Genomic DNA, 19,754 nt, shown 5'->3' with positions numbered 1-19,754 from the left:
GTGATTGGGCCGCGCAGCGGCCCGCTCCGACAGTCAGCTCACAACTGCGCAGCCAACCTCGAGCCCTGGTTGATCGCCCGCTTGGCATCGAGCTCCGCCGCCACATCGGCGCCGCCGATCAAGTGCACCGACTGCCCTGCCGCCACCAACCCATCGTGCAACTCGCGCAATGGCTCCTGGCCCGCGCAGATCACTACGTTGTCCACCGCCAGCACCTGCGGCTCGCCCTCACCGATGCGCACATGCAGGCCATCGTTGTCGATCGCCAGGTACTCGACGCTGCTGAGCATCTGCACTCGCTTGTTCTTCAGGCCCGTGCGGTGGATCCAGCCGGTGGTCTTGCCCAGGCCATCGCCGACCTTGGTCTTCTTGCGCTGCAGCAAGTACACCTGACGGGCCGGCGCGTGCGGCTCGGCCTTGATACCCGCGACGCCGCCCCGGGCCTCGAGACGGGTATCGATGCCCCACTCCTTCCAGAACGCCTGGCGGTCCTGGCTGGTGGCCACGCCTTCATGCACCAGGTATTCGGACACATCGAAGCCGATGCCCCCGGCGCCGATCACCGCCACTCGCTTGCCCACCGGCTTGCGCTCGAGCAGCACGTCCAGGTAGCTGAGCACCTTGGCATGCTCGATGCCAGGGATAGCAGGCGTACGCGGGCGGATACCGGTGGCCAGGACGATTTCATCGAAGCCTCCGGCCACCAGTTCGTCGACACCGACCCGGGTATTGAGGCGTAGCTCGACACCCGTGCGCGCCACTTTGCTGCGGAAGTAGCGCAGGGTTTCGTAGAACTCTTCCTTGCCCGGCACACGCTTGGCCACGTTGAACTGCCCGCCGATCTCGCTGGCACTGTCGAACAGCGTCACCTGGTGGCCTCGCTCGGCGGCCACGGTGGCCGCGGCCAGGCCGGCGGGGCCTGCGCCCACCACGGCGATGCGCTTAACGGCGCGCACAGGCAGATAATTGAGCTCGGTCTCGTGGCACGCGCGAGGGTTGACCAGGCAGCTGGTCAGCTTGCCGCCAAAGATATGGTCCAGGCAGGCCTGGTTGCAGCCGATGCAGGTGTTGATCTCGTCGCTACGGCCTTCGGCGGCTTTGTTGACGAACTCCGGGTCGGCCAGGAACGGGCGGGCCATGGACACCATGTCGGCATCGCCCTCGGCCAGCACCGCCTCGGCCACCTCGGGGGTATTGATGCGGTTGGTGGTGATCAGCGGGATCTTCACCGCACCGCGCAGCTTGGCGGTGACCTTGGTGAAGGCCGCGCGCGGCACCTTGGTGGCAATGGTCGGGATACGCGCCTCGTGCCAGCCGATGCCGGTGTTGATCAAGGTGGCGCCGGCCTGCTCGATGGCCTTGGCCAACAGCACGATCTCGTCCCAGGTGCTGCCGCCCTCGACCAGATCGAGCATCGACAGGCGGAAGATGATGATGAAGTTCGGCCCGACCGCGTCGCGCACCCGGCTGACGATTTCCACCGCCAGACGCATGCGGTTTTCATAGCTGCCGCCCCAGCGGTCGGTACGGTGGTTGGTGTGGGCGGCGAGGAACTGGTTGATCAAGTAGCCTTCCGAACCCATGATCTCGACGCCGTCGTAACCGGCGCGCTGGGCCAGCACCGCGCAATTGACGAAGTCGGCGATCTGCTTCTCGATACCCGCCTCGTCCAGTTCCCTGGGCTTGAACGGGTTGATCGGTGCCTGGATCGCGCTGGGCGCCACCAGGCGCGGGCTGTAGGCATAGCGCCCGGTATGCAGGATCTGCAGGCAGATCTTGCCACCGGCGGCGTGTACCGCCTCGGTGACGATGCGATGTTTGTCGACCTCTTCCTCGGTGCTGAGCTTGGCCGCCCCGGAATACCCCACACCCTCATCGTTCGGCGCGATGCCGCCGGTGACCATCAGGCCAACGCCGCCGCGGGCACGTTCGGCGAAATACGCAGCCATGCGCTCGAAGCCACCTGGACGCTCTTCCAGGCCGGTGTGCATCGAGCCCATCAGGGTACGGTTACGCAGGGTGGTGAAGCCCAGATCCAGCGGGGCCAGCAGGTGCGGGTAACGGTCGGCAGCCATGGGTGAACTCCCTATCAGGCGTGATCACGGTATGCGGGCGCCTCGCAGGCCCCGTCGTTTGTCTGGCCCTGACATTAAACAGGCGTTTGAGCGCGCTCAATGATCGAAAGTGACAAGTTGTTGATCCTGCTGTACAGCAGGTCTACCCTAGGACACCCTCGATTCAGGAAGCTGACCTGGCCGCCTCATGCGAAAACTCCTGGCAAGCGCCCTGGCGCTGGTAATGATCGCCGCCCTCTGCGGCTACGGTTTCTGGACCTTGCAGCGCCCGGAAGGCCACTACCTGTCCGACCTGCGCATCGACCTGGCGCTCAACCATGGCGTGCCGGGCGAACAGGGCAACCTGCTCGGTGTCGAACCCCTGCTCTACCCAGGTGACTACCAGAACCTGCAGCGCTTGCACCGCAAGCTGTCGGCTTATCTGGAACAGGCACGCGCCCAGGGCCTGGTGAGCCCGCGCACCGTGGTGGTGCTGCCCGAGCACATCGGCACCTGGCTGTGGGCCCGCGGCGAAAAGAACGAGCTGTACCAGGTGACCCAGCGCCGGGAAGCCTGGCAGTGGCTGGAGCTGAGCAACCCGCTGCGCTACGGCCTGGCCATGCTCACCGCCACGGGCGACGATCGCCGCGCCGACGCTCACCTGCGCATGAAGGCCGAGCAGATGGCCCGCGACTACCAGCAATTGTTCGGTGGGCTGGCCAAGGAATTCGGCGTAACGCTGGTGGCGGGCTCCATCGTCCTGCCCGCCCCGTACGTCGACCGCGGCATCCTGCATCCCGGCAGCGGCCCGCTGTTCAACAGCAGCCTGGTGTTCGGCGCCGACGGCACGGTGCTCGGCCAACCGCAGCGCCAGCAGTACCCCGACAGCGAAGTGCGTCGCTACATTCATGATGGCCGCCAGCACCCGTTGCAGGTCATCCAGACCCCGGCCGGGCGCCTGGGCGTGCTGGTGGGCAGCGACAGCTGGTACCCGGAAAACTACCAACAGCTGGCCCGCCAATCGGTGGAACTGGTCGCCAACCCGGTGTTTCTCACCGGCAAGCACACCTGGAATGCGCCCTGGCGCGGCAATCGCCACCAGGATGCCGCCAGCGCACTGCCGCTGCAGCGCGGCGAGGTCGATGAACAGGCCGCCTGGCAGCGCCTGACCCTGACCGCCAACGCCAGCACGCCCAGCCTGAGCGTGTTCCTGCGTGGCCAGTTCTGGGAACAAGGCAGCGACGGCCAGGGCTTTGCCAACCAGGCAGGCCAACACCTGGCCGGCAACCCCAGCCAAGGTGCCCGCCTGCTGAACCTCTGGCTGTGACCGATGGCCCGGCCACGCGTGCGCCTGGGTGACCTTTCGGTAGGCTTCGTCCAGCCTTTGGGCGAGGCGCTGAAGCACCTGGGGTACGACCCGACACCCCTGCTGCGCCGCTACGGCCTGGACGCCCCTCGCCTGGCCGAAGCCGGGGCGCGCCTGTCGATCCCGCGCTACATGCACCTGGGCCATGCCGCCATCGAGCTGTGCGGCGAGCCGGCATTGGGGCTGCGCATGGGCCGCGCAAGCCGCCTGGCCCAGGCGGGGCTGGCAGGCGTCACGGCGGCCCAGGCCCCGACCCTCGGCGAGGCCGCCCGCACGCTGCTGCGCTTCGAACCCTTATATGCAGCGAACTACCGCGGCCAGTCGAGTTTTCTCGAGGACCGCCAGGGCGCCTGGCTACGCTTCTATTCGATCAGCCCTTACAACGACTACAACCGTTTCGTGGTCGATTCGTTGCTGGCTGGCTGGTTGGCACAGTTGTCCCACCTGGCAGGCGTGCCGGTGCAGGCCGAGCGGATGGACATCGAGTTCGAGGCGCCCAGCTATGCTGCGCAGTACCAGCCCCTGTGCGCGAATCCGGTACAGTTCGCAGCCGCCAATAACCAGCTGCGCCTGGACCGCGCGACCCTGGAGCTTCCTAACCCCCAGCATTGCCCCAGCACCTGGCACCACCTGCTGCAGCTGTGCGAAGCGGAACTGGCCCAACGTACGCGCGTACGCAGCCTGGGTGAACGCATCACCCACTTGCTGGGCCCGCTGCTCAATGGCGGCCAGGAACCGGACCTGGAAGCTGTGGCGCGTCACCTGCAACTGCCGACCTGGACGCTGCGGCGCAAGCTGGCCGAAGAAGGCACGCGCTTTCGCAACCTGCTCAACGACACACGCCGCGACCTGGCCGAGACCTATATCCGCGATACGCAGCTGGCCTTCGGCGAAATTGCCTATCTGTTAGGGTTCGCCTCGGCAGAGGCTTTCCAGCGCGCGTTCAAGCGTTGGACCGGCATTACGCCCGGCGCGTTTCGCCGCAACCAGCGGCGGGAGGGTCAGAGCTCGGTAGCGTCGTCTGCCGGCTCCATCGGGTCCAGTTCATAGGCCTGGAATTCGAGCAGTTCTTCCTGGTAATCGTCCATCGCTGCGTCCTCTTCAGTCATTCATCGGTCGAGTCATGCCGCCACGCTAAGCGTATTGGATGACCGCATCATGACACGCTGATAAGAGGTAGACGGAGCCGGTGCCGGGGAAGTTAAAGACCGCCACGCAGCCCAATCGCGGGACAAGTCGGACCGCCGCACCGCCGCTCCCACGAAGGACCTGCAAACTCAAATAGTTATGCGTTGTTCTATGAGAGCAGACCTGCCCCACGGTTCACAACGGCGCAGGTGGCGCCTCGGTCGTAGGCGCCTCTTGCTGCACCTCGATGGGTGCCGGCTCGACAGGCGGGGCGATGGGCTGGGAGCCTTGGCTGTCATCCACGACCGGCGCGGCCTGCACTTCGCTGGCAGGCGCGGTAGTGGGGGGTGTCTCGACCATTGGCGCCGGCATCGCTGCTTCGGCGGCAACGGGTGCCGGAGCAGGTTGGGTAGCGGGTGCCTGCTCTGGCAAGCCCAGGGCAGGCGCCGGTTGCTCAGGCTCCGGCTTGGGCGCCTCTACTTTCGGCTCGGCTTTCTCCACCTTCTTTGGCTTGGGCAGGTAGCTTTCCACCAACGCGAAGTAGCGCTCGTAGAACTGCGGCGCGGTGACCGTCTCGCTGGCCACCTTGACCATCGAATCGTCACTCGAACCGATGGGCATGGACACCGAGCCCAGTACACCCACTCCCAGGCTGGCCGAGGTGTTGGATTTCTTCAGGGCGTAGCGGTCCTGCAGGGCGTTGGCGAACATGGTGGAACGCTGTTCGTCGTTGGTGTCCGGTGCGCAGGTGACGTTGAAGCTGATCTGCAGGTGGTTATCGCTGTTCTGCTGGAAGCTCTTGTTGCCCGCGATCTGGTTGGGGCCGCTGCTGGTGATGATATAGCCCTGGCTGAGCAACGCACGACGGGCGGCCTCGCAGGACCCCGCCTCGCTCACCGCAAAGCTGCGCGAGAAAGTGCCCGAGTCATCGAAGTTCTCGTGCTCGTAGATGGCAGGCTTTTTCGACGAACAACCGGACACACCCGCCAGCACAAGGGCCAGCCCGAGCGCACCGAAGACGGAAGATCTGGACATCTTGGATTCCGGAGAAAAGGACAAACGGTGTGTATTGTGCAACACAAGAACGCTCACTGAAACTGCGGCGCTGGCCAGACCGAGCAAAATTCATCATCGCCTGCCGGCCTGGGCGCAGAAAACGAAAAAGCGACCCGAAGGTCGCTTTTCGTAGGCTTCGAGGTGTTCAAGGGACCTCGAGGCGAAGATGGCGCAGCGGACGGGACTCGAACCCGCGACCCCCGGCGTGACAGGCCGGTATTCTAACCGACTGAACTACCGCTGCGTATCGCCCAGGCTTGCGCCTGGTTGAAACTGAGGATCTGACCTTGCGAAGCGTTCGCTCGTAAGGCAGGCACAAAAAAAGCGATTCGCTGATCGCTTCGTTTGTTGCTACGAGGCGTTCAAGGGGCCTCGAAGCGAAGATGGCGCAGCGGACGGGACTCGAACCCGCGACCCCCGGCGTGACAGGCCGGTATTCTAACCGACTGAACTACCGCTGCGTATCGTTCAGGCTTGCGCCTGATTGAAACTGGGATCGGCCTGAAGTGCTCTTGGCCTTCAGACCCCAGACCGGTGAAAACACCCATCTGAAGAATAAGTGGCGCAGCGGACGGGACTCGAACCCGCGACCCCCGGCGTGACAGGCCGGTATTCTAACCGACTGAACTACCGCTGCGCATATGGACTTGCGTCCGGTTCCTCTCAATTAGGAAGCTTCTTTCGAAGGCTCCTGGGTCAGGAACATCTCAGGAAGTGGTGGGTGATGACGGGATCGAACCGCCGACCCTCTGCTTGTAAGGCAGATGCTCTCCCGGCTGAGCTAATCACCCTCGCAGTGTTGCTTGTTGCGTTTGCTTCGCTGAGGCCGCGAAATTTACGCAGGTACCGAAGCTAAGTCAATAGCCCCATTGAATTTTTTTTCAAAAAGGGCAAAAACGGTAATGGGAAAAGTGATGCCTTGCTCGGGTACTTGGTTGGCTGCCAAGCCAGCGCCTAAAGGTACAGCGGGGTCTTGGAAAACAGCGCAGGACAGGCGGGAGATCACCCAGCCCTTCCGGGCTTCGCTATCGCGCAGAACAAACGGCTAGCGCTGCCCCCTGTGGGAGCCGGCTTGCCGGCGATTGGGCTGACCTGCAGGGCACAAAGCAACAAGGGACCAGACGGTCCCCTGTTGCAGCTCAAGACCCGCCGCTTAGGCGTAGATCATCTTGCGGGTCATCCCGCCATCGACCACGAATTCCTGCCCGGTGACGAACCCTGCCTGACGCGACAACAGCCAGGCCACCAGCGCGGCGACGTCTTCCACCGTCCCTACCCTGCCCGCCGGATGCTGGGCATGGTCGGCGTCGGTCAAAGGCTCTGCGCGCCGCTCGGATGGGTCGCGGGCATCGATCCAGCCGGGGCTCACGGCATTGACGCGAATCTCCGGCCCCAGGCTCATGGCCAGCGCATGGGTCAAGGCCAGCAGCCCGCCCTTGCTCGCCGCATAGGCCTCGGTATCGGGCTCCGATTGCCGGGCACGGGTGGACGTGAGGTTGACGATGGCCCCGCCATGGGCACGCAAGTACGGCGCACAATGCTTGGCCAACAGCATCGGCCCACTGAGATTGACTGCCAGGGTGCGATTCCATTGGGCCAAGGAGAGGCTTTCGAGGGTTTGGTTGTGCGGGTTGGCGATGGCCGCGTTGCACACCAGCGCATCCAGACGCCCGAACTGCCCCAGCACCTCGGAAACAGCCGCGCTGACCTGGGCCTCGTCGGCGACATCCATGGCCACGAACCAGGCGTTGTCGCCCAATGCCTTGGCGACCTTGGCTCCGCGTTTGCGATCCAGGTCGCCCAGCACCACCTGCCAGCCTTCGCAGATCAGCCAAGCGGCGATGCCCAGGCCGATGCCGCGGGCGGCACCGGTCACCAGGGCCACCCGGCCGTTATGGCCGGGCTCGCCGCCCGCCCAGTCGATCACAGCGCCGCCAAGCCGCGGGCCAGGTCGGCTTGCAGGTCGGCCACGTCTTCCAGGCCGACGGCGACGCGGATCAGGCTGTCGCGGATACCCGCAGCCTCACGTTCCTGAGGCGTCAGGCGCCCATGGGAGGTGGTGGCCGGGTGGGCGATGGTGGTCTTGCTGTCACCCAGGTTGGTGGTGATGGAGATCACCCGGGTGGCATCGATGAAGCGCCACGCGCCCTCTTTGCCGCCCTTGACCTCGAAGCTCACCACCGCGCCGAACCCGCTCATCTGGCGCTTGGCCAGCTCATGTTGCGGGTGGCTCGGCAGGCCGGCGTAGTGGACCTTCTCCACACCCTCCTGTTGCTCCAACCATTCGGCCAGGGCCTGGGCGCTCTCGCAATGCGCACGCATGCGCAGCTTGAGCGTCTCCAGGCCCTTGGTGAAGATCCAGGCGTTGAATGGGCTGAGGGTCGGGCCGGCGGTACGCAGGAAGCCCACCACTTCCTTCATGTGCTCGCTGCGCCCGGCCACCACGCCGCCCATGCAACGGCCCTGGCCGTCGATGAACTTGGTCGCCGAGTGGAACACAATGTCCGCACCGAGCTTGAGCGGTTGTTGCAGGGCCGGCGTGCTGAAGCAGTTGTCCACCACCAGCAGCGCACCACGGGCGTGGGCGACTTCGGCCAGGGCGGTGATGTCCACCAGCTCAGCCAGGGGGTTGGACGGCGACTCGACGATCAGCAGCTTGGTGTTGGCCTTGATGGCCTTTTCCCAACCGCCGATGTCGACCAGCGGCACGTAGTCGACCTGCACGCCGAAGCGCTTGAAGTATTTCTCGAACAGGCTGATGGTCGAGCCGAACACGCTCTGCGACACCAGCACATGGTCACCCGCACTGCACAGCGACATGACCACGGCCAGGATCGCCGACATGCCGGTGGACGTGCCCACGGCCTGCTCGGCGCCTTCCATGGCCGCCAGGCGCTCCTCGAAGGCACGCACGGACGGGTTGGTGTAACGCGAATAGACATTGCCCGGCGTTTCGCCGGCAAAGCGCGCAGCCGCGTCGGCGGCCGTGCGGAAGACATAGCTGGAAGTCAGGAACAGCGCTTCGCTGTGCTCGGCTTCCGGTGTGCGGTGCTGACCGGCGCGCACCGCCAGGGTGTCGAAACCGACACCCTCGAGGTCACTGTCCAGTCGACCGGCATCCCATTGATCCGTCATGCCGTCGCTCCCAAATCAGTTGTTGTAGAGGTCGATGATCGCGCTGACGGCCTGGTTCTTTACCTTGGCTGCGTCGTTGCGCGACTGCTCGATACGCTCCAGGTAGGCGTCGTCGATGTCGCCGGTGACGTACTCACCATTGAACACCGCGCAATCGAAGTGCTCGATCTTGATCTTGCCGCCACCGACCGAGTCGATCAGGTCAGGCAGGTCCTGGTAGACCAGCCAGTCGGCGCCGATCAACTCGGCCACCTGTTCGGTGGTACGGTTGTGGGCGATCAGTTCGTGAGCGCTCGGCATGTCGATGCCGTAGACGTTGGGGTAGCGCACCGCGGGGGCCGCGGAGCAGAAGTAGACGTTCTTGGCGCCGGCTTCGCGGGCCATCTGGATGATCTGCTTGCAGGTGGTGCCGCGCACGATGGAGTCGTCCACCAGCATCACGTTCTTGCCGCGGAACTCCAGCTCGATGGCGTTGAGCTTCTGGCGTACCGACTTCTTGCGCGCGGCCTGGCCGGGCATGATGAAGGTTCGGCCGATGTAGCGGTTCTTGACGAAGCCTTCGCGGAACTTGACGCCCAGGTGGTTGGCCAGCTCCAGGGCCGCGGTGCGGCTGGTGTCCGGGATCGGGATGACCACGTCGATGTCATGGTCCGGGCGCTCGCGCTGGATCTTCTCGGCCAGCTTCTCGCCCATGCGCAGGCGTGCCTTGTATACCGAGACGCCGTCCATGATCGAGTCCGGACGGGCCAGGTAGACGTGTTCGAAGATGCACGGCTGCAGCTTCGGGTTGTTGGCGCACTGCTTGGTGAACATCTGCCCTTCTTCGGTGATGTACACCGCTTCGCCCGGCGCCAGGTCGCGGATCAGGGTGAAGCCGAGCACATCCAGGGCAACGCTTTCCGAGGCGATCATGTACTCGACGCCTTCGTCGGTATGGCGCTGGCCGAACACGACCGGGCGGATGCCGTTGGGGTCACGGAAGCCGACGATGCCGTAGCCGGTGATCATCGCCACCACCGCGTAGCCACCAACGCAGCGGCTGTGCACGTGGGAGACCGCAGCGAACACGTCTTCCTCGGTCGGCTGCAGCTTGCCGCGCACGGCCAGCTCGTGGGCGAACACGTTGAGCAGCACTTCCGAGTCGGAGTTGGTGTTGACGTGGCGCAGGTCGGACTCGTAGATCTCCTTGGCCAGCTGCTCGACGTTGGTCAAGTTGCCGTTGTGGGCCAGGGTGATGCCGTAAGGCGAGTTGACGTAGAACGGTTGGGCCTCGGCCGAGGTCGAGCTGCCCGCGGTCGGGTAGCGCACGTGGCCGATGCCCATGTGGCCGACCAGGCGCTGCATGTGGCGCTGCTGGAAGACGTCGCGCACCAGGCCGTTATCCTTGCGCAGGAACAACCGGCCGTCGTGGCTGGTCACGATACCGGCAGCGTCCTGGCCGCGGTGCTGGAGCACGGTTAGCGCGTCATACAGCGCCTGATTGACGTTCGACTTACCGACGATACCGACGATGCCACACATGCGACGCAACCCCTACTTTGATGAAACTTGATTGAAAAGCGCTCAGGGCCTGGTGGGCCCGAGCAACTGTTCCTTGAACGGAAGATCAGCGGGTGCGCTGACTCCACTGGACATCCACTGACCGGTGAACCCCAGGATCAGGTTCTTCGACCAATCAGCCACAAGGAGGAACTGTGGAATCAGGCGCGATTCCTGCCACCACGGGTCCTGTTGTACCGGCCCCAGGCTCAACAGCCCGATGGCCACCACCACCAGCAAGGCCCCCCGCGCGGCACCGAATGCCATGCCAAGGAAACGATCGGTGCCGGACAGCCCGGTCACGCGGATCAGCTCGCCGATGAGGAAGTTGATCATGGCCCCCACCAGCAGGGTAGCGACGAAAAGAATGGCGCAACCGGCGATGATGCGTGCCGAGGGCGTCTGGATATAGCTTTCAAGATACTGCGAAAGGGAGCCGCCGAACATCCAGGCGACCGCACCGGCAACGATCCAGATGAGCAGGGACAAGGCTTCCTTGACGAAGCCGCGCTTGAGACTGATCAATGAGGAAATGGCGATGATCGCGATGATCGCCCAATCAACCCAGGTAAATGCCACGGTGTTGCCTGCCGACGTTTGAGGCGGCGCATTTTACCAGAGCGGCGGGCTTGGGGTAAGCGGAATGTCAGGTGATTCGCGATAGCCCTATCGCCGGCAAGCCGGCTCCCACAGCTCCCCCGCAAAATCAAAAATGATGCGTTGCCCTATAGGAGATCACCCTGCCCTTCGGGCTACGCTGTCGCAGGGAACTGAGTTCGCAAGCAGTCCGTACACCCTGTGGGAGCCGGCTTGCCGGCGATAGGGCTGCAGGCGCAGCCCAGGCTCAGCCGCGCTCAGGCTGGAAGCGCACCACGAAGCCCTTGAGGTTGTGCTGGCGGTTGATCGCGTCGCGCAGGCGCTCGGCCTCGGCACGCTCGATCAGTGGCCCGACATAGACCCGGTTCATGCCGCCGGCCGAGCGGACATAGGCGTTATAGCCCTGGCTACGCAGGGTATTCTGCAGTTTGTCGGCACCGGCACGGTTGGACAGGCTGGCCAGCTGGATCGACCAGCTCACCGGCAGGCCATTGGCATCGACCTTGGACGGTGCGGCAGGCTTGGGCGCGGTCGCGGTGGGTGCGGGCGTTGGCGTCGCAACCGGCTTGTTCTCGACTTTCGGCACTGGCTTGGGTGCCGGCGCCTGTGCAACTGCCGACTGGGACGGCCCCGGGGTAATCGGCTGGCTGGGCGTGGTCATGGGCGCGGAGGACTCGTCGACGACCACCGGCGGTTGCTCCGGCTGCTCCGGCATTTGCGGCAAAGGCTGAGGCTCGGGCACCTGCACAGGTGTCACCTCCACCTGCGGCAAGCTCGGCATCGCCGGCGCCTCGGGTGCCTCGACACGCACCTGGCGCATCTCGTCCTCACGGGTGAACAGCATCGGCAGGAAGATCACCGCCAGCGCCACCAGCACCAACGCACCGACCATGCGCTGCTTCATCCCTTTATCCAGCACTGCCATCTACTCCTCCGGAGCTTGCCGCTCTAGCCATTCCAGGGCTTGGCCGACACAGAAAAACGAACCGAACAGCAGGATCTGGTCATCCGCCGTCGCCTGCGCGCACTGCCCCTCGAGGGCCGCATCGACGTTGGCGTAAGACTTCACCGTCGCACCGAGGTTCGTCAAGGCCGCCGCGAGCTCCGAGGCCGGACGGCTACGCGAGGTGTGCAACGGCGCCACTGCCCATTCATCGACCAGCCCCTTCAGCGGCGCGATGATGCCTTCCAGGTCCTTGTCGGCGAGCAGACCGAACACCGCCAGGCGCCGCCCCTTGACAGGGCGAGCGGCCAGGCGGGCCGCGAGGTATTCGGCAGCGTGCGGGTTGTGCCCTACATCCAGCAACAACTCCAGGCGCTTGCCTTGCCAGTGCACCGCACGGCGGTCCAGACGGCCGGTAACCTGAGTATCGAGCAGTGCCTGGCGAATCTGCCCGGCATCCCAGGGCAGCCCCATCAACACGTAGGCCTGCAAGGCCAGGGCCGCATTTTCCATCGGCAGGTCCAGCAATGGCAGGTCGTGCAGCTCGACGCTGCTGCCATCGGCCCGCGTGCCGCGCCATTGCCAGTGCTGCTCGGTGGTGGCCAGATCGAAATCGCGCCCACGCAGCAGGAACGGGCAGGCCAGCTCGCGCGCTTTGTCCAGCAGAGGCTGTGGCGGGTTCAGGTCGCCACACAGGGCAGGCTTGCCCTGGCGGAAAATCCCTGCTTTCTCGAAGGCAACCGATTCGCGGGTATCACCCAGATAATCGGCATGGTCGACACCGATGCTGGTCACCAGGGCGAGGTCTGCATCGACCAGGTTGACCGCATCCAGACGGCCACCCAGGCCGACCTCGAGCACCACGGCATCCAGGGCCGATTGCTGGAACAGCCAGAAGGCCGCCAAGGTGCCCATTTCGAAATAGGTCAGCGTGATCTCGCCACGGGCCGCCTCGACGGCCGCGAAGGCTTGGCACAGGCGCTCATCGCTGGCCTCGACACCGTCGATACGCACCCGCTCGTTGTAGCGCAACAGGTGCGGCGAGCTGTACACGCCGACCTTGAGGCCCTGGGCCTGGAGCAGCGCAGCGACGAACGCGCAGGTCGAGCCCTTGCCGTTGGTGCCGGTGACCGTCACCACCCGAGGCGCAAGCGTGCCCAGCCCGAGCCGGGCAGCCACTTGTTGCGACCGCTCCAGGCCCATATCGATGGCCGAGGGGTGCAACTGCTCGAGGTAGGCGAGCCAGTCGCCCAGGGTATGAAGGTTCATCACGCGACGGCAGCCACCTCGAGGGCCTCTGCCGGGGTCGCCTGGCCGGTCATCTGCGCCAGCAGGCGGGCCAGGCGCGGACGCAGCTCGCCACGGGAGATGATCAGATCGATGGCGCCATGCTCGAGCAGGAACTCGCTGCGCTGGAAGCCTTCGGGCAGCTTCTCACGCACGGTCTGCTCGATCACGCGAGGGCCGGCGAAGCCGATCAGGGCCTTGGGCTCACCGACGATCACATCGCCGAGCATCGCCAGGCTTGCAGAAACGCCGCCGTAGACAGGGTCGGTCAGCACCGAAATGAACGGGATGCCTTCTTCACGCAGGCGCGCCAGCACGGCGGAAGTCTTGGCCATCTGCATCAGCGAGATGAGAGCTTCCTGCATGCGCGCGCCGCCGGATGCGGAGAAGCAGACCATCGGGCAGCGGTGCTCGAGGGCGTAGTTGGCCGCGCGTACGAAGCGCTCACCGACGATGGCGCCCATGGAGCCACCCATGAACGAGAACTCGAAGGCGCTGACCACGATCGGCATGCCCATCAGGGTACCGCTCATGGAGATCAGGGCGTCTTTCTCGCCGGTCTGTTTCTGGGCCGCGGTCAGGCGGTCCTTGTACTTCTTGCCATCGCGGAACTTCAGGCGGTCGACCGGTTCCAGGTCGGCACCCAGCTCGGCACGGCCTTCGGCGTCGAGGAAGATGTCGATGCGCGCACGTGCGCCGATGCGCATGTGGTGGTTGCACTTGGGGCAGACATCCAGGGTCTTTTCCAGCTCCGGACGATACAGCACGGCCTCGCAGGCCGGGCACTTGTGCCACAGGCCTTCTGGCACCGAGCTCTTCTTCACCTCGGAACGCATGATCGAAGGGATCAGTTTGTCGACTAACCAGTTGCTCATGCTTTCTTTCTCCAGTATCGGTGGGCGGGGGCCGGTCTGGCCGGCCATGCCCTGCCCTTGAGCTCATGTTCTTCAATGAAACGAGACGGCCCGGCTCCGGGGCCCGCGCGATGCGAGCCAGCCTGGTGGCCGAGCCATCGTCAACCTGTCATGCCGGTAGTCCGCACGGCCCGCCCCATGGGCAGGCCTGGCAGCACCGGGCTGCGAAAGCTATGGACGATGGCGCGCGGGCAACCGTCACATCCGTCATCACGCCTGTTTCACCGCACGCATGAACGCCTCGATCTTCGCAGCGTCCTTGATCCCCTTGGCCTGCTCCACGCCGCCACTGACATCCACCGCATAAGGGCGCACCTGGGCGATGGCCTGAGCGACGTTGTCCGCCGACAGGCCGCCAGCCAGGATGACTGGCTTGCTCAGGGAAGCCGGCACCAGCGACCAGTCGAAAGCCTCGCCCGTGCCACCCGGAATACCGGGCACGTAGGTGTCCAGGAGAATGCCACGGGCGCCGGCGTACTGCCGGCAAGCCGCCTCGAGGTCATCACCGGGGCGCACCCGCAGGGCCTTGACCCAGGGGCGATGATAGCCCTCGCAATCGGCCGGGGTTTCATCGCCGTGGAACTGTAGCAGGTCGAGCGGGACCGCCTCGAGAATCTCGTTGAGTTCGCAACGCGAAGCGTTGACGAACAGGCCGACCGTGGTCACGAACGGCGGCAGTTCGGCGATGATGGCCCGCGCCTGGCGCACGTCCACCGCTCGCGGGCTCTTGGCATAGAAGACCAGGCCGATGGCGTCGGCGCCTGCTTCGGCGGCCGCCAAGGCGTCCTCGATGCGGGTAATCCCGCAGATCTTGCTGCGAACGTTGCTCATGGACAGCGAACCTTGAGTGATCGGTGAAAGGCCGAATGTTAGCAAATGACGTTTCGCCCGTCAGTCCGCAAGCGCCTCGTAGCCGGTCAGAAAGTGTGGGCCAATGTAACGAGCCGGCAGGTCGAATTCCTCGGGGTACTCCACCTGGACCAAGTACAGGCCATAGGGGTGGGCCGTCACGCCACCTTCCCGGCGGTTGCGCCCCTCCAGCACCTCGCGCGCCCAGGTGACTGGCCGCTCGCCGGCCCCGATGGTCATCAGCACGCCGGCGATGTTGCGCACCATGTGGTGCAGGAAGGCCGTGGCCCGGACATCCAGCACGATCATCTTGCCGTGACGGGTGACTCGCAGGTGATGGATGTGCTTGATCGGCGACTTGGCCTGGCACTGGCTGGCGCGGAAGGCACTGAAGTCGTGGGTACCGAGCAGGAACTGCGCGGCCTCGGCCATGCGTTCGACATCCAGCGGTCGGTGGTTCCAGGTCACTTCCTCGGCCAGGTGCGCAGGGCGGATCGGGTCGTTGTAGATGACATAGCGGTAGCGCCGCGCCGTCGCCTTGAAGCGGGCATGGAAATGCGCCGGCATCGGTCGGGCCCAGGTGACGCTGATGTCGTGGGGCAGGTTGAAATTGCTGCCCAAAGTCCAAGCTCGCTCATCGCGCACGGCGCGGGTATCGAAATGGACGATCTGCCCGCACCCGTGCACACCGGCATCGGTGCGCCCTGCGCAGATCACCGAGATCGGTTCGTTGGCCACCGTCGATAACGCCTGCTCCAGGGCCTGCTGGACACTCGGCACGCCGCTGGCCTGGCGCTGCCAGCCGCGGTAACGCGAGCCTTTGTATTCCACGCCCAGGGCGATGCGGGAGTAGCCTTCGGCCGCCGATTCGGCCGGGTCGATGTCGTTGATGTCCAAGAGCGCGAAACCTGTGGGTGGAACGGAAGGCGGGCATTATAACGGCAACGGCAGCCGGGAGGGCTGCCGTTGCTGGCGACGCGGTCCGCAGACAATGCCAGCCCTGTGGGAGCGGGCTTGTGGGAGCGGGCTTGTCCCGCGATTAGGCCGGGCCCGATATCACCGTCGCCCTTGATCGCGGGACAAGTCGGACCGCCGCTCCTACAACGCTAAACCAGGCGCGACAGCATGTCCTCGGCTTCCTGGCGCTGCTCGTCGTCGCCATCCTTGACCACTTCGTCGAGGATGTCGCGGGCGCCCTGGTGATCGCCCATGTCGATGTAGGCACGCGCCAGATCGAGCTTGGTGGCCACCTCGTCGACGCCGGAGAAGAAGTCGAAGTCCAGGTCATCCAGCGGGTCCGGCTCCTGGGCGGCATCGGCGGCGGTGAAGTGCGGCTCCAGCGATGGCGACTCCAGGCTTTGGGACAGTTTGTCCAACTCGGCATTGACGTCATCGAGCTCCGAGGCGAATTGCTTGTCGGCCGGCGACTCGTCCTCCAGCGATAGGGACAGGTCGAAGTCCTCCGGCAGCTCCAGCTCCGAGAGCGGGTCGAATTCGGGAATCTCATCGAACGCTGCCAGCTCCGCAGCCACGTCGACCGGCGCCTCTTCCGTTGCCGCCGGCGCTTGCGGCTCGCCGACATCCAGGTCGAAATCGGACAGGTCATCCAGGCTTTGCGGTTCGGCCTGGGCTTGCTCCAACAGGGCTTCGAAATCGGCATCGGCTTCGGCGTCAGAGGCGACCGGTTCGGCTTCCTGCGGTGCAGCTTCTTCGGCCACTACGGTTTGCTCCGGCGCCGCCTCAAGCGCAGCATCCACCGGCAGGTCGTCGTCCAGGCTCAGGTCGAATGCGCCGTCCAGCTCATCTTCTTCGATGGCAGGGACGTCGGCGACGGCGTCCAGCTCGGCTTCAGGCGGGGCCTGGGCCGCGACAGGCGCATCGAGCGGATCCGGCTCGGCGTCTGCAGGCGCCTGTTCGCCGTCCTGCAGCAGGTCATGGACGTACTGCTTGTCCATCTCGGCCGCCAGGGCTGCCGCCCCCAGGCCGAGGGCAGCAACGCCGACCATGGCCGGGAAGCGCTCCTTCAAGGTGTCGACCTGGGCCTTGTTCTGATCGGTAGGCGAAAGCGCACGCTCCTGGCCCGCGAACGCGGTCTGGTCGCCTTGGCGGGCATAGACTTCCATCAGTTTCAATCGCAGGTCGCTGCGCTGCGGCTCGGCAGCCACCGCCGGCTCCAGCAGGTCGGCGGCATGGTTCAGGCGACCTTGCGTCAGGCTCTGCTCCACCTCGGCCAGCAGGCTGGCCGTTGGGTCCGCGTCAGTTACAGGCGCAGGCTCCGGTGCAAGCGGTTTTTCCGCAGCCGTAGCGGCAGCGGCCGAGGCAGCAACCACGGCTGGGGAGAGTTTCACGCTCGGCGCCGACACATCCAGTTCATCGAAGCTTCCAGCCGGCGCGTTCAGGTCAGGGCTGCGTTCGCCCTCCTCGGCCAGCGCGCGGGCCATGCGCAGGTGCTTCTCGGCTTCCTGCTGGGCCTTGCGCTTGCGGGCAAGCAACAACAGCAGTACCAGCAGTACCAGGAACGCAGAGCCGGCGAGCAGGCCCAGCAGTACCGGGTTGCCCATCAGTTCGTCGAGCACGCCCCGGGCCTGCTCGCCTTGCTCGGCAGGCGCCGTGTCCACCGCAGCCGGTGCCGGCTTGACCACCGGCTCGGTCGAGGGCAGCTGGGCATTGACTGGCGGCTGCGTGGGCGCAGGTTCACCAGGCAGCGCGGCAGGCGGTGGGGTTTGCGCCGCCCCCTGCGCCTCGAGGCGTGCCAGCTGGTCGTTCTTGAGCTCGATCAAGCGCTGCAGCTTGTCCAGCTGGCTCTGCAGGTCGGCCATGCGGCTCTTGAGTTCTTCGTTGTCACGGCGGCTGGTGTCGAGGCTTTCCTGGGCCACGGCGAGCTTGTCGCTCAACGCCTTGGCCTCGCCCGCCTCGCCCTGCCCGCCTGGGCTGACCAGGCGCAGGTTGTCACCCTGGGCGATACGCTCTGGCGCCTCGCCGGCCGCGGCGCGTCGGGTGGCGTCCAACTGCCGAGCACGCGGCCCCAGGCGCCGGCCTTCACGCCAGGCAGTGTACTGCTCGGCCACCTCGCGAACGGCTTCGCCCTGGGGAATGCCCTGGATCTGCTGCTGATCAGGCAAGCGCAGCACCTGCCCAGTCTTGAGCTGGTTGATGTTGTTGCCGATGAAGGCATCCGGGTTCAACGCCTGGATCGCCAGCATGGTCTGCTGGATCGAGCCGCCCTGAGTATTGCGCGCGGCAATCTGCCAGAGCGTGTCGCGGCGCTTGGTGGTGTAGCTGCCCGCACCGCTGACCGCTGGCTCGACGTTGGCCGCAGACGGTGCCTCGCCCTGGGCCTTGGCCTGGTCGAGCAGGACGTTGTAATCGCGCAACAGGCGGCCTTGGGGCCACATCACTTGCACCAGAAACTTCACCACCGGTGCCGGCAACGGCTGGCTGGAGGTGACTCGCAGCACACTCTTGCCGTTGGGGTTGATCACCGGGGTGAAGGTGAGGTCTTCGAGGTAGCTGGGGTAGGCCACGCCAGCCTTGGCGAATTCTTCCGGTGGCGCCAGGCTCGGCGCCACTTCGGCAGTGGTAAGGTCGCGCACATCGAGCAGTTCGATCTCGGCATCCAATGGCTGGTTCTGCGCCGACTTGAGGGTCAGTTCACCCAATCCGAGGGCGTTCGCCATTCCGGACGACAACGCCGAGGCTGCCGCCATGGCCAGAACCAGTTTGCGAATTCGAAGCATGACCTCTTCCCTTGTAAGAATCGTCCCGAAACCTGCGTGTGGTGCAGGACAAAAGTACCCGCCAGTATCTTTTACGCCATGTCATTTATCAACAAGGCGGCCACTTGCACGGCATTGAGGGCCGCGCCCTTGCGCACGTTGTCGGTGGTCAGCCACAGATTGAGCTGCTCTTGTTCATCGATGCCGTGGCGTACACGACCAACATAGACCACGTCCTGGCCTACTGCGTCGCCGACGGCCGTCGGAAAGTCATCCGACTCGACCAACTCGACGCTTTCGGCAGCTTCCAGGGCGTGATTGACGGCGGCCAGGTCGACCGGACGGCGACTCTGCACGGCCACGCTGAAGCTGTCGCCATAGAACACTGGGGCCTGGACGCAGGTCACGGAGATCTTCAAGGTCGGCAGGTCAAGCAATACGCGCAGCTCATCGACCAAGCGGCGTTCCAGGCGAGTGTGGCCCTGCTCATCGGCAGCGCCGACCCGCGCCAGCAGGTTAAAGGCGACTTGGCGGTCGAAAAAGCGCGGCTCCAGTGGCCGGGCGTTGAGCAGCTCGGCGGTCTGGCGAGCCAGCTCGCTGACCGCTTCGCGGCCCTGGGCTGAAACGGCCAGGCATGCCATGACCTGCACACGCTCGATGTCCAGCAGGCCCTTGAGCGGGGCCAGGGCCACGGCCAAGGCGACGGCTGCAGCACTGGGGCTGGCGACCTGGGCGGGTTGTTCGAGCTGGGCGAGCTTGTCGCCATTGGCTTCCGGGACCACGGCCAAGGCCTGGTCCAGGCCACCGGACAGGTCGATCACCGCGCAGCCGGCCTGCTGGGCCTTGGGGGCGAAGCTGCGGGTCACGGCTGGGCTGGCGGCGAAGAATGCCAGCTTGACCTGGGTGAAATCGAAGCTGTCGACTTCGCGTACGCGCAGCTTCTTGCCGGCGAACATCAAGTTGCTGCCGGCGGATTCCATGCTGGCCAGCAGGTGCAGGGTGGCCACGGGGAAATCGAGTTCCTCGAGGATCTGAACGAGGGTTTCGCCGACGTTACCGGTGGCGCCGATGATGGCGATGTCGATGGGCTGGGGCATTTGGGGTCCTTCTGGTGGAACTGGGGGGGGGCACTTTACTTGGGTCGGGCGGCTGAAACTAAGTGCTTGGCTT

At 65.2% G+C, this 19,754-nt stretch carries 14 protein-coding genes, 4 tRNA genes and 1 pseudogene; 2 read left to right on the top strand and 17 right to left on the bottom strand.

The features are described from left to right. Nucleotides 1–38: 38 nt before the first annotated feature. Nucleotides 39–2,075 (bottom strand): NADPH-dependent 2,4-dienoyl-CoA reductase, encoded by a 2,037-nt coding sequence (locus tag IRZ56_RS17070; protein WP_196146014.1) that lies wholly within the window; start codon nt 2,073–2,075, stop codon nt 39–41. 187 nt (nt 2,076–2,262) lie between these two features. On the opposite strand from IRZ56_RS17070, the gene IRZ56_RS17065 reads away from it, so the two are divergent. Beyond that, nucleotides 2,263–3,381: a carbon-nitrogen hydrolase family protein gene (locus IRZ56_RS17065; protein WP_196146013.1), complete on the top strand. Its 1,119-nt coding sequence runs from the start codon at nt 2,263–2,265 to the stop codon at nt 3,379–3,381. Nucleotides 3,382–3,384: 3 nt separating this feature from the next. Then, entirely contained in the window at nt 3,385–4,470 is a 1,086-nt protein-coding gene (locus tag IRZ56_RS17060) for an AraC family transcriptional regulator (protein WP_196146012.1), read from the top strand. Between the two features lie 273 nt (nt 4,471–4,743). Here the strand turns inward: IRZ56_RS17060 and IRZ56_RS17055 are convergent, their stop codons facing one another. From IRZ56_RS17055 to IRZ56_RS16980, 16 genes and pseudogenes are all read right to left on the bottom strand, one after another. Continuing rightward, nucleotides 4,744–5,583, bottom strand: coding sequence for a DUF2242 domain-containing protein (locus IRZ56_RS17055; protein WP_196146011.1), 840 nt, complete (start codon nt 5,581–5,583; stop codon nt 4,744–4,746). A gap of 188 nt (nt 5,584–5,771) precedes the next feature. Continuing rightward, nucleotides 5,772–5,848 (bottom strand) — tRNA-Asp (locus IRZ56_RS17050). Nucleotides 5,849–5,988: 140 nt separating this feature from the next. Continuing rightward, nucleotides 5,989–6,065, bottom strand: a tRNA-Asp gene (locus IRZ56_RS17045). Nucleotides 6,066–6,164: 99 nt separating this feature from the next. Further along, a tRNA-Asp gene (locus IRZ56_RS17040) sits at nt 6,165–6,241 on the bottom strand. Nucleotides 6,242–6,319: 78 nt separating this feature from the next. After that, nucleotides 6,320–6,395 (bottom strand) — tRNA-Val (locus IRZ56_RS17035). Nucleotides 6,396–6,757: 362 nt separating this feature from the next. Beyond that, nucleotides 6,758–7,531, bottom strand: a complete 774-nt coding sequence (locus tag IRZ56_RS17030; protein WP_196146010.1) for an SDR family oxidoreductase — start codon at nt 7,529–7,531, stop codon at nt 6,758–6,760. Further along, nucleotides 7,528–8,739: an O-succinylhomoserine sulfhydrylase gene (locus IRZ56_RS17025; protein WP_196146009.1), complete on the bottom strand. Its 1,212-nt coding sequence runs from the start codon at nt 8,737–8,739 to the stop codon at nt 7,528–7,530. Before IRZ56_RS17025 ends, IRZ56_RS17030 begins: the two co-directional genes overlap by 4 nt. 15 nt (nt 8,740–8,754) lie before the next feature. Continuing rightward, complete coding sequence (gene purF, locus IRZ56_RS17020) at nt 8,755–10,260, bottom strand: amidophosphoribosyltransferase (RefSeq protein WP_196146008.1); 1,506 nt, start codon at nt 10,258–10,260, stop codon at nt 8,755–8,757. A 42-nt stretch (nt 10,261–10,302) separates the two neighbouring features. Then, entirely contained in the window at nt 10,303–10,857 is a 555-nt protein-coding gene (locus tag IRZ56_RS17015; RefSeq protein WP_084855060.1) for a CvpA family protein, read from the bottom strand. 265 nt (nt 10,858–11,122) lie between these two features. After that, nucleotides 11,123–11,800 (bottom strand): SPOR domain-containing protein, encoded by a 678-nt coding sequence (locus IRZ56_RS17010; RefSeq protein ID WP_196146007.1) that lies wholly within the window; start codon nt 11,798–11,800, stop codon nt 11,123–11,125. Continuing rightward, a pseudogene (folC, locus tag IRZ56_RS17005) lies at nt 11,784–13,087 on the bottom strand (bifunctional tetrahydrofolate synthase/dihydrofolate synthase). Before folC ends, IRZ56_RS17010 begins: the two are co-directional and overlap by 17 nt. Next, nucleotides 13,087–13,980, bottom strand: a complete 894-nt coding sequence (gene accD, locus IRZ56_RS17000; RefSeq protein ID WP_196146005.1) for an acetyl-CoA carboxylase, carboxyltransferase subunit beta — start codon at nt 13,978–13,980, stop codon at nt 13,087–13,089. The pseudogene folC and the gene accD overlap by 1 nt, the downstream one beginning before the upstream one ends. Before the next feature lie 249 nt (nt 13,981–14,229). Further along, complete coding sequence (locus IRZ56_RS16995) at nt 14,230–14,850, bottom strand: phosphoribosylanthranilate isomerase (protein WP_196146004.1); 621 nt, start codon at nt 14,848–14,850, stop codon at nt 14,230–14,232. A gap of 60 nt (nt 14,851–14,910) precedes the next feature. After that, complete coding sequence (gene truA / locus IRZ56_RS16990) at nt 14,911–15,759, bottom strand: tRNA pseudouridine(38-40) synthase TruA (protein ID WP_196146049.1); 849 nt, start codon at nt 15,757–15,759, stop codon at nt 14,911–14,913. Nucleotides 15,760–15,974: 215 nt separating this feature from the next. Then, on the bottom strand, nt 15,975–18,605 hold the full coding sequence (locus IRZ56_RS16985; protein ID WP_196146003.1) for a FimV/HubP family polar landmark protein: 2,631 nt from the start codon (nt 18,603–18,605) through the stop codon (nt 15,975–15,977). Nucleotides 18,606–18,676: 71 nt separating this feature from the next. Next, nucleotides 18,677–19,681: an aspartate-semialdehyde dehydrogenase gene (locus IRZ56_RS16980; RefSeq protein WP_196146002.1), complete on the bottom strand. Its 1,005-nt coding sequence runs from the start codon at nt 19,679–19,681 to the stop codon at nt 18,677–18,679. Between the last annotated feature and the right edge of the window lie 73 nt (nt 19,682–19,754).

Source organism: Pseudomonas guariconensis (assembly GCF_015680235.1).
Taxonomy (GTDB): domain Bacteria; phylum Pseudomonadota; class Gammaproteobacteria; order Pseudomonadales; family Pseudomonadaceae; genus Aquipseudomonas; species Aquipseudomonas guariconensis_A.
The sequence above is the reverse complement of the archived record's forward strand: the minus strand, read 5'-3'. Positions and strand labels throughout refer to the sequence as shown.

Bases quoted from the DNA above. Each gene is read 5' to 3' on its own strand.
- IRZ56_RS17070 (WP_196146014.1), bottom strand. From the start codon at position 2,075: ATGGCTGCCGACCGTTACCCGCACCTGCTGGCCCCGCTGGATCTGGGC.
- IRZ56_RS17065 (WP_196146013.1), top strand. From the start codon at position 2,263: ATGCGAAAACTCCTGGCAAGCGCCCTGGCGCTGGTAATGATCGCCGCC.
- IRZ56_RS17060 (WP_196146012.1), top strand. From the start codon at position 3,385: ATGGCCCGGCCACGCGTGCGCCTGGGTGACCTTTCGGTAGGCTTCGTC.
- IRZ56_RS17055 (WP_196146011.1), bottom strand. From the start codon at position 5,583: ATGTCCAGATCTTCCGTCTTCGGTGCGCTCGGGCTGGCCCTTGTGCTG.
- IRZ56_RS17025 (WP_196146009.1), bottom strand. From the start codon at position 8,739: ATGACGGATCAATGGGATGCCGGTCGACTGGACAGTGACCTCGAGGGT.
- purF (WP_196146008.1), bottom strand. From the start codon at position 10,260: ATGTGTGGCATCGTCGGTATCGTCGGTAAGTCGAACGTCAATCAGGCG.
- IRZ56_RS17010 (WP_196146007.1), bottom strand. From the start codon at position 11,800: ATGGCAGTGCTGGATAAAGGGATGAAGCAGCGCATGGTCGGTGCGTTG.
- accD (WP_196146005.1), bottom strand. From the start codon at position 13,980: ATGAGCAACTGGTTAGTCGACAAACTGATCCCTTCGATCATGCGTTCC.
- IRZ56_RS16995 (WP_196146004.1), bottom strand. From the start codon at position 14,850: ATGAGCAACGTTCGCAGCAAGATCTGCGGGATTACCCGCATCGAGGAC.
- IRZ56_RS16985 (WP_196146003.1), bottom strand. From the start codon at position 18,605: ATGCTTCGAATTCGCAAACTGGTTCTGGCCATGGCGGCAGCCTCGGCG.
- IRZ56_RS16980 (WP_196146002.1), bottom strand. From the start codon at position 19,681: ATGCCCCAGCCCATCGACATCGCCATCATCGGCGCCACCGGTAACGTC.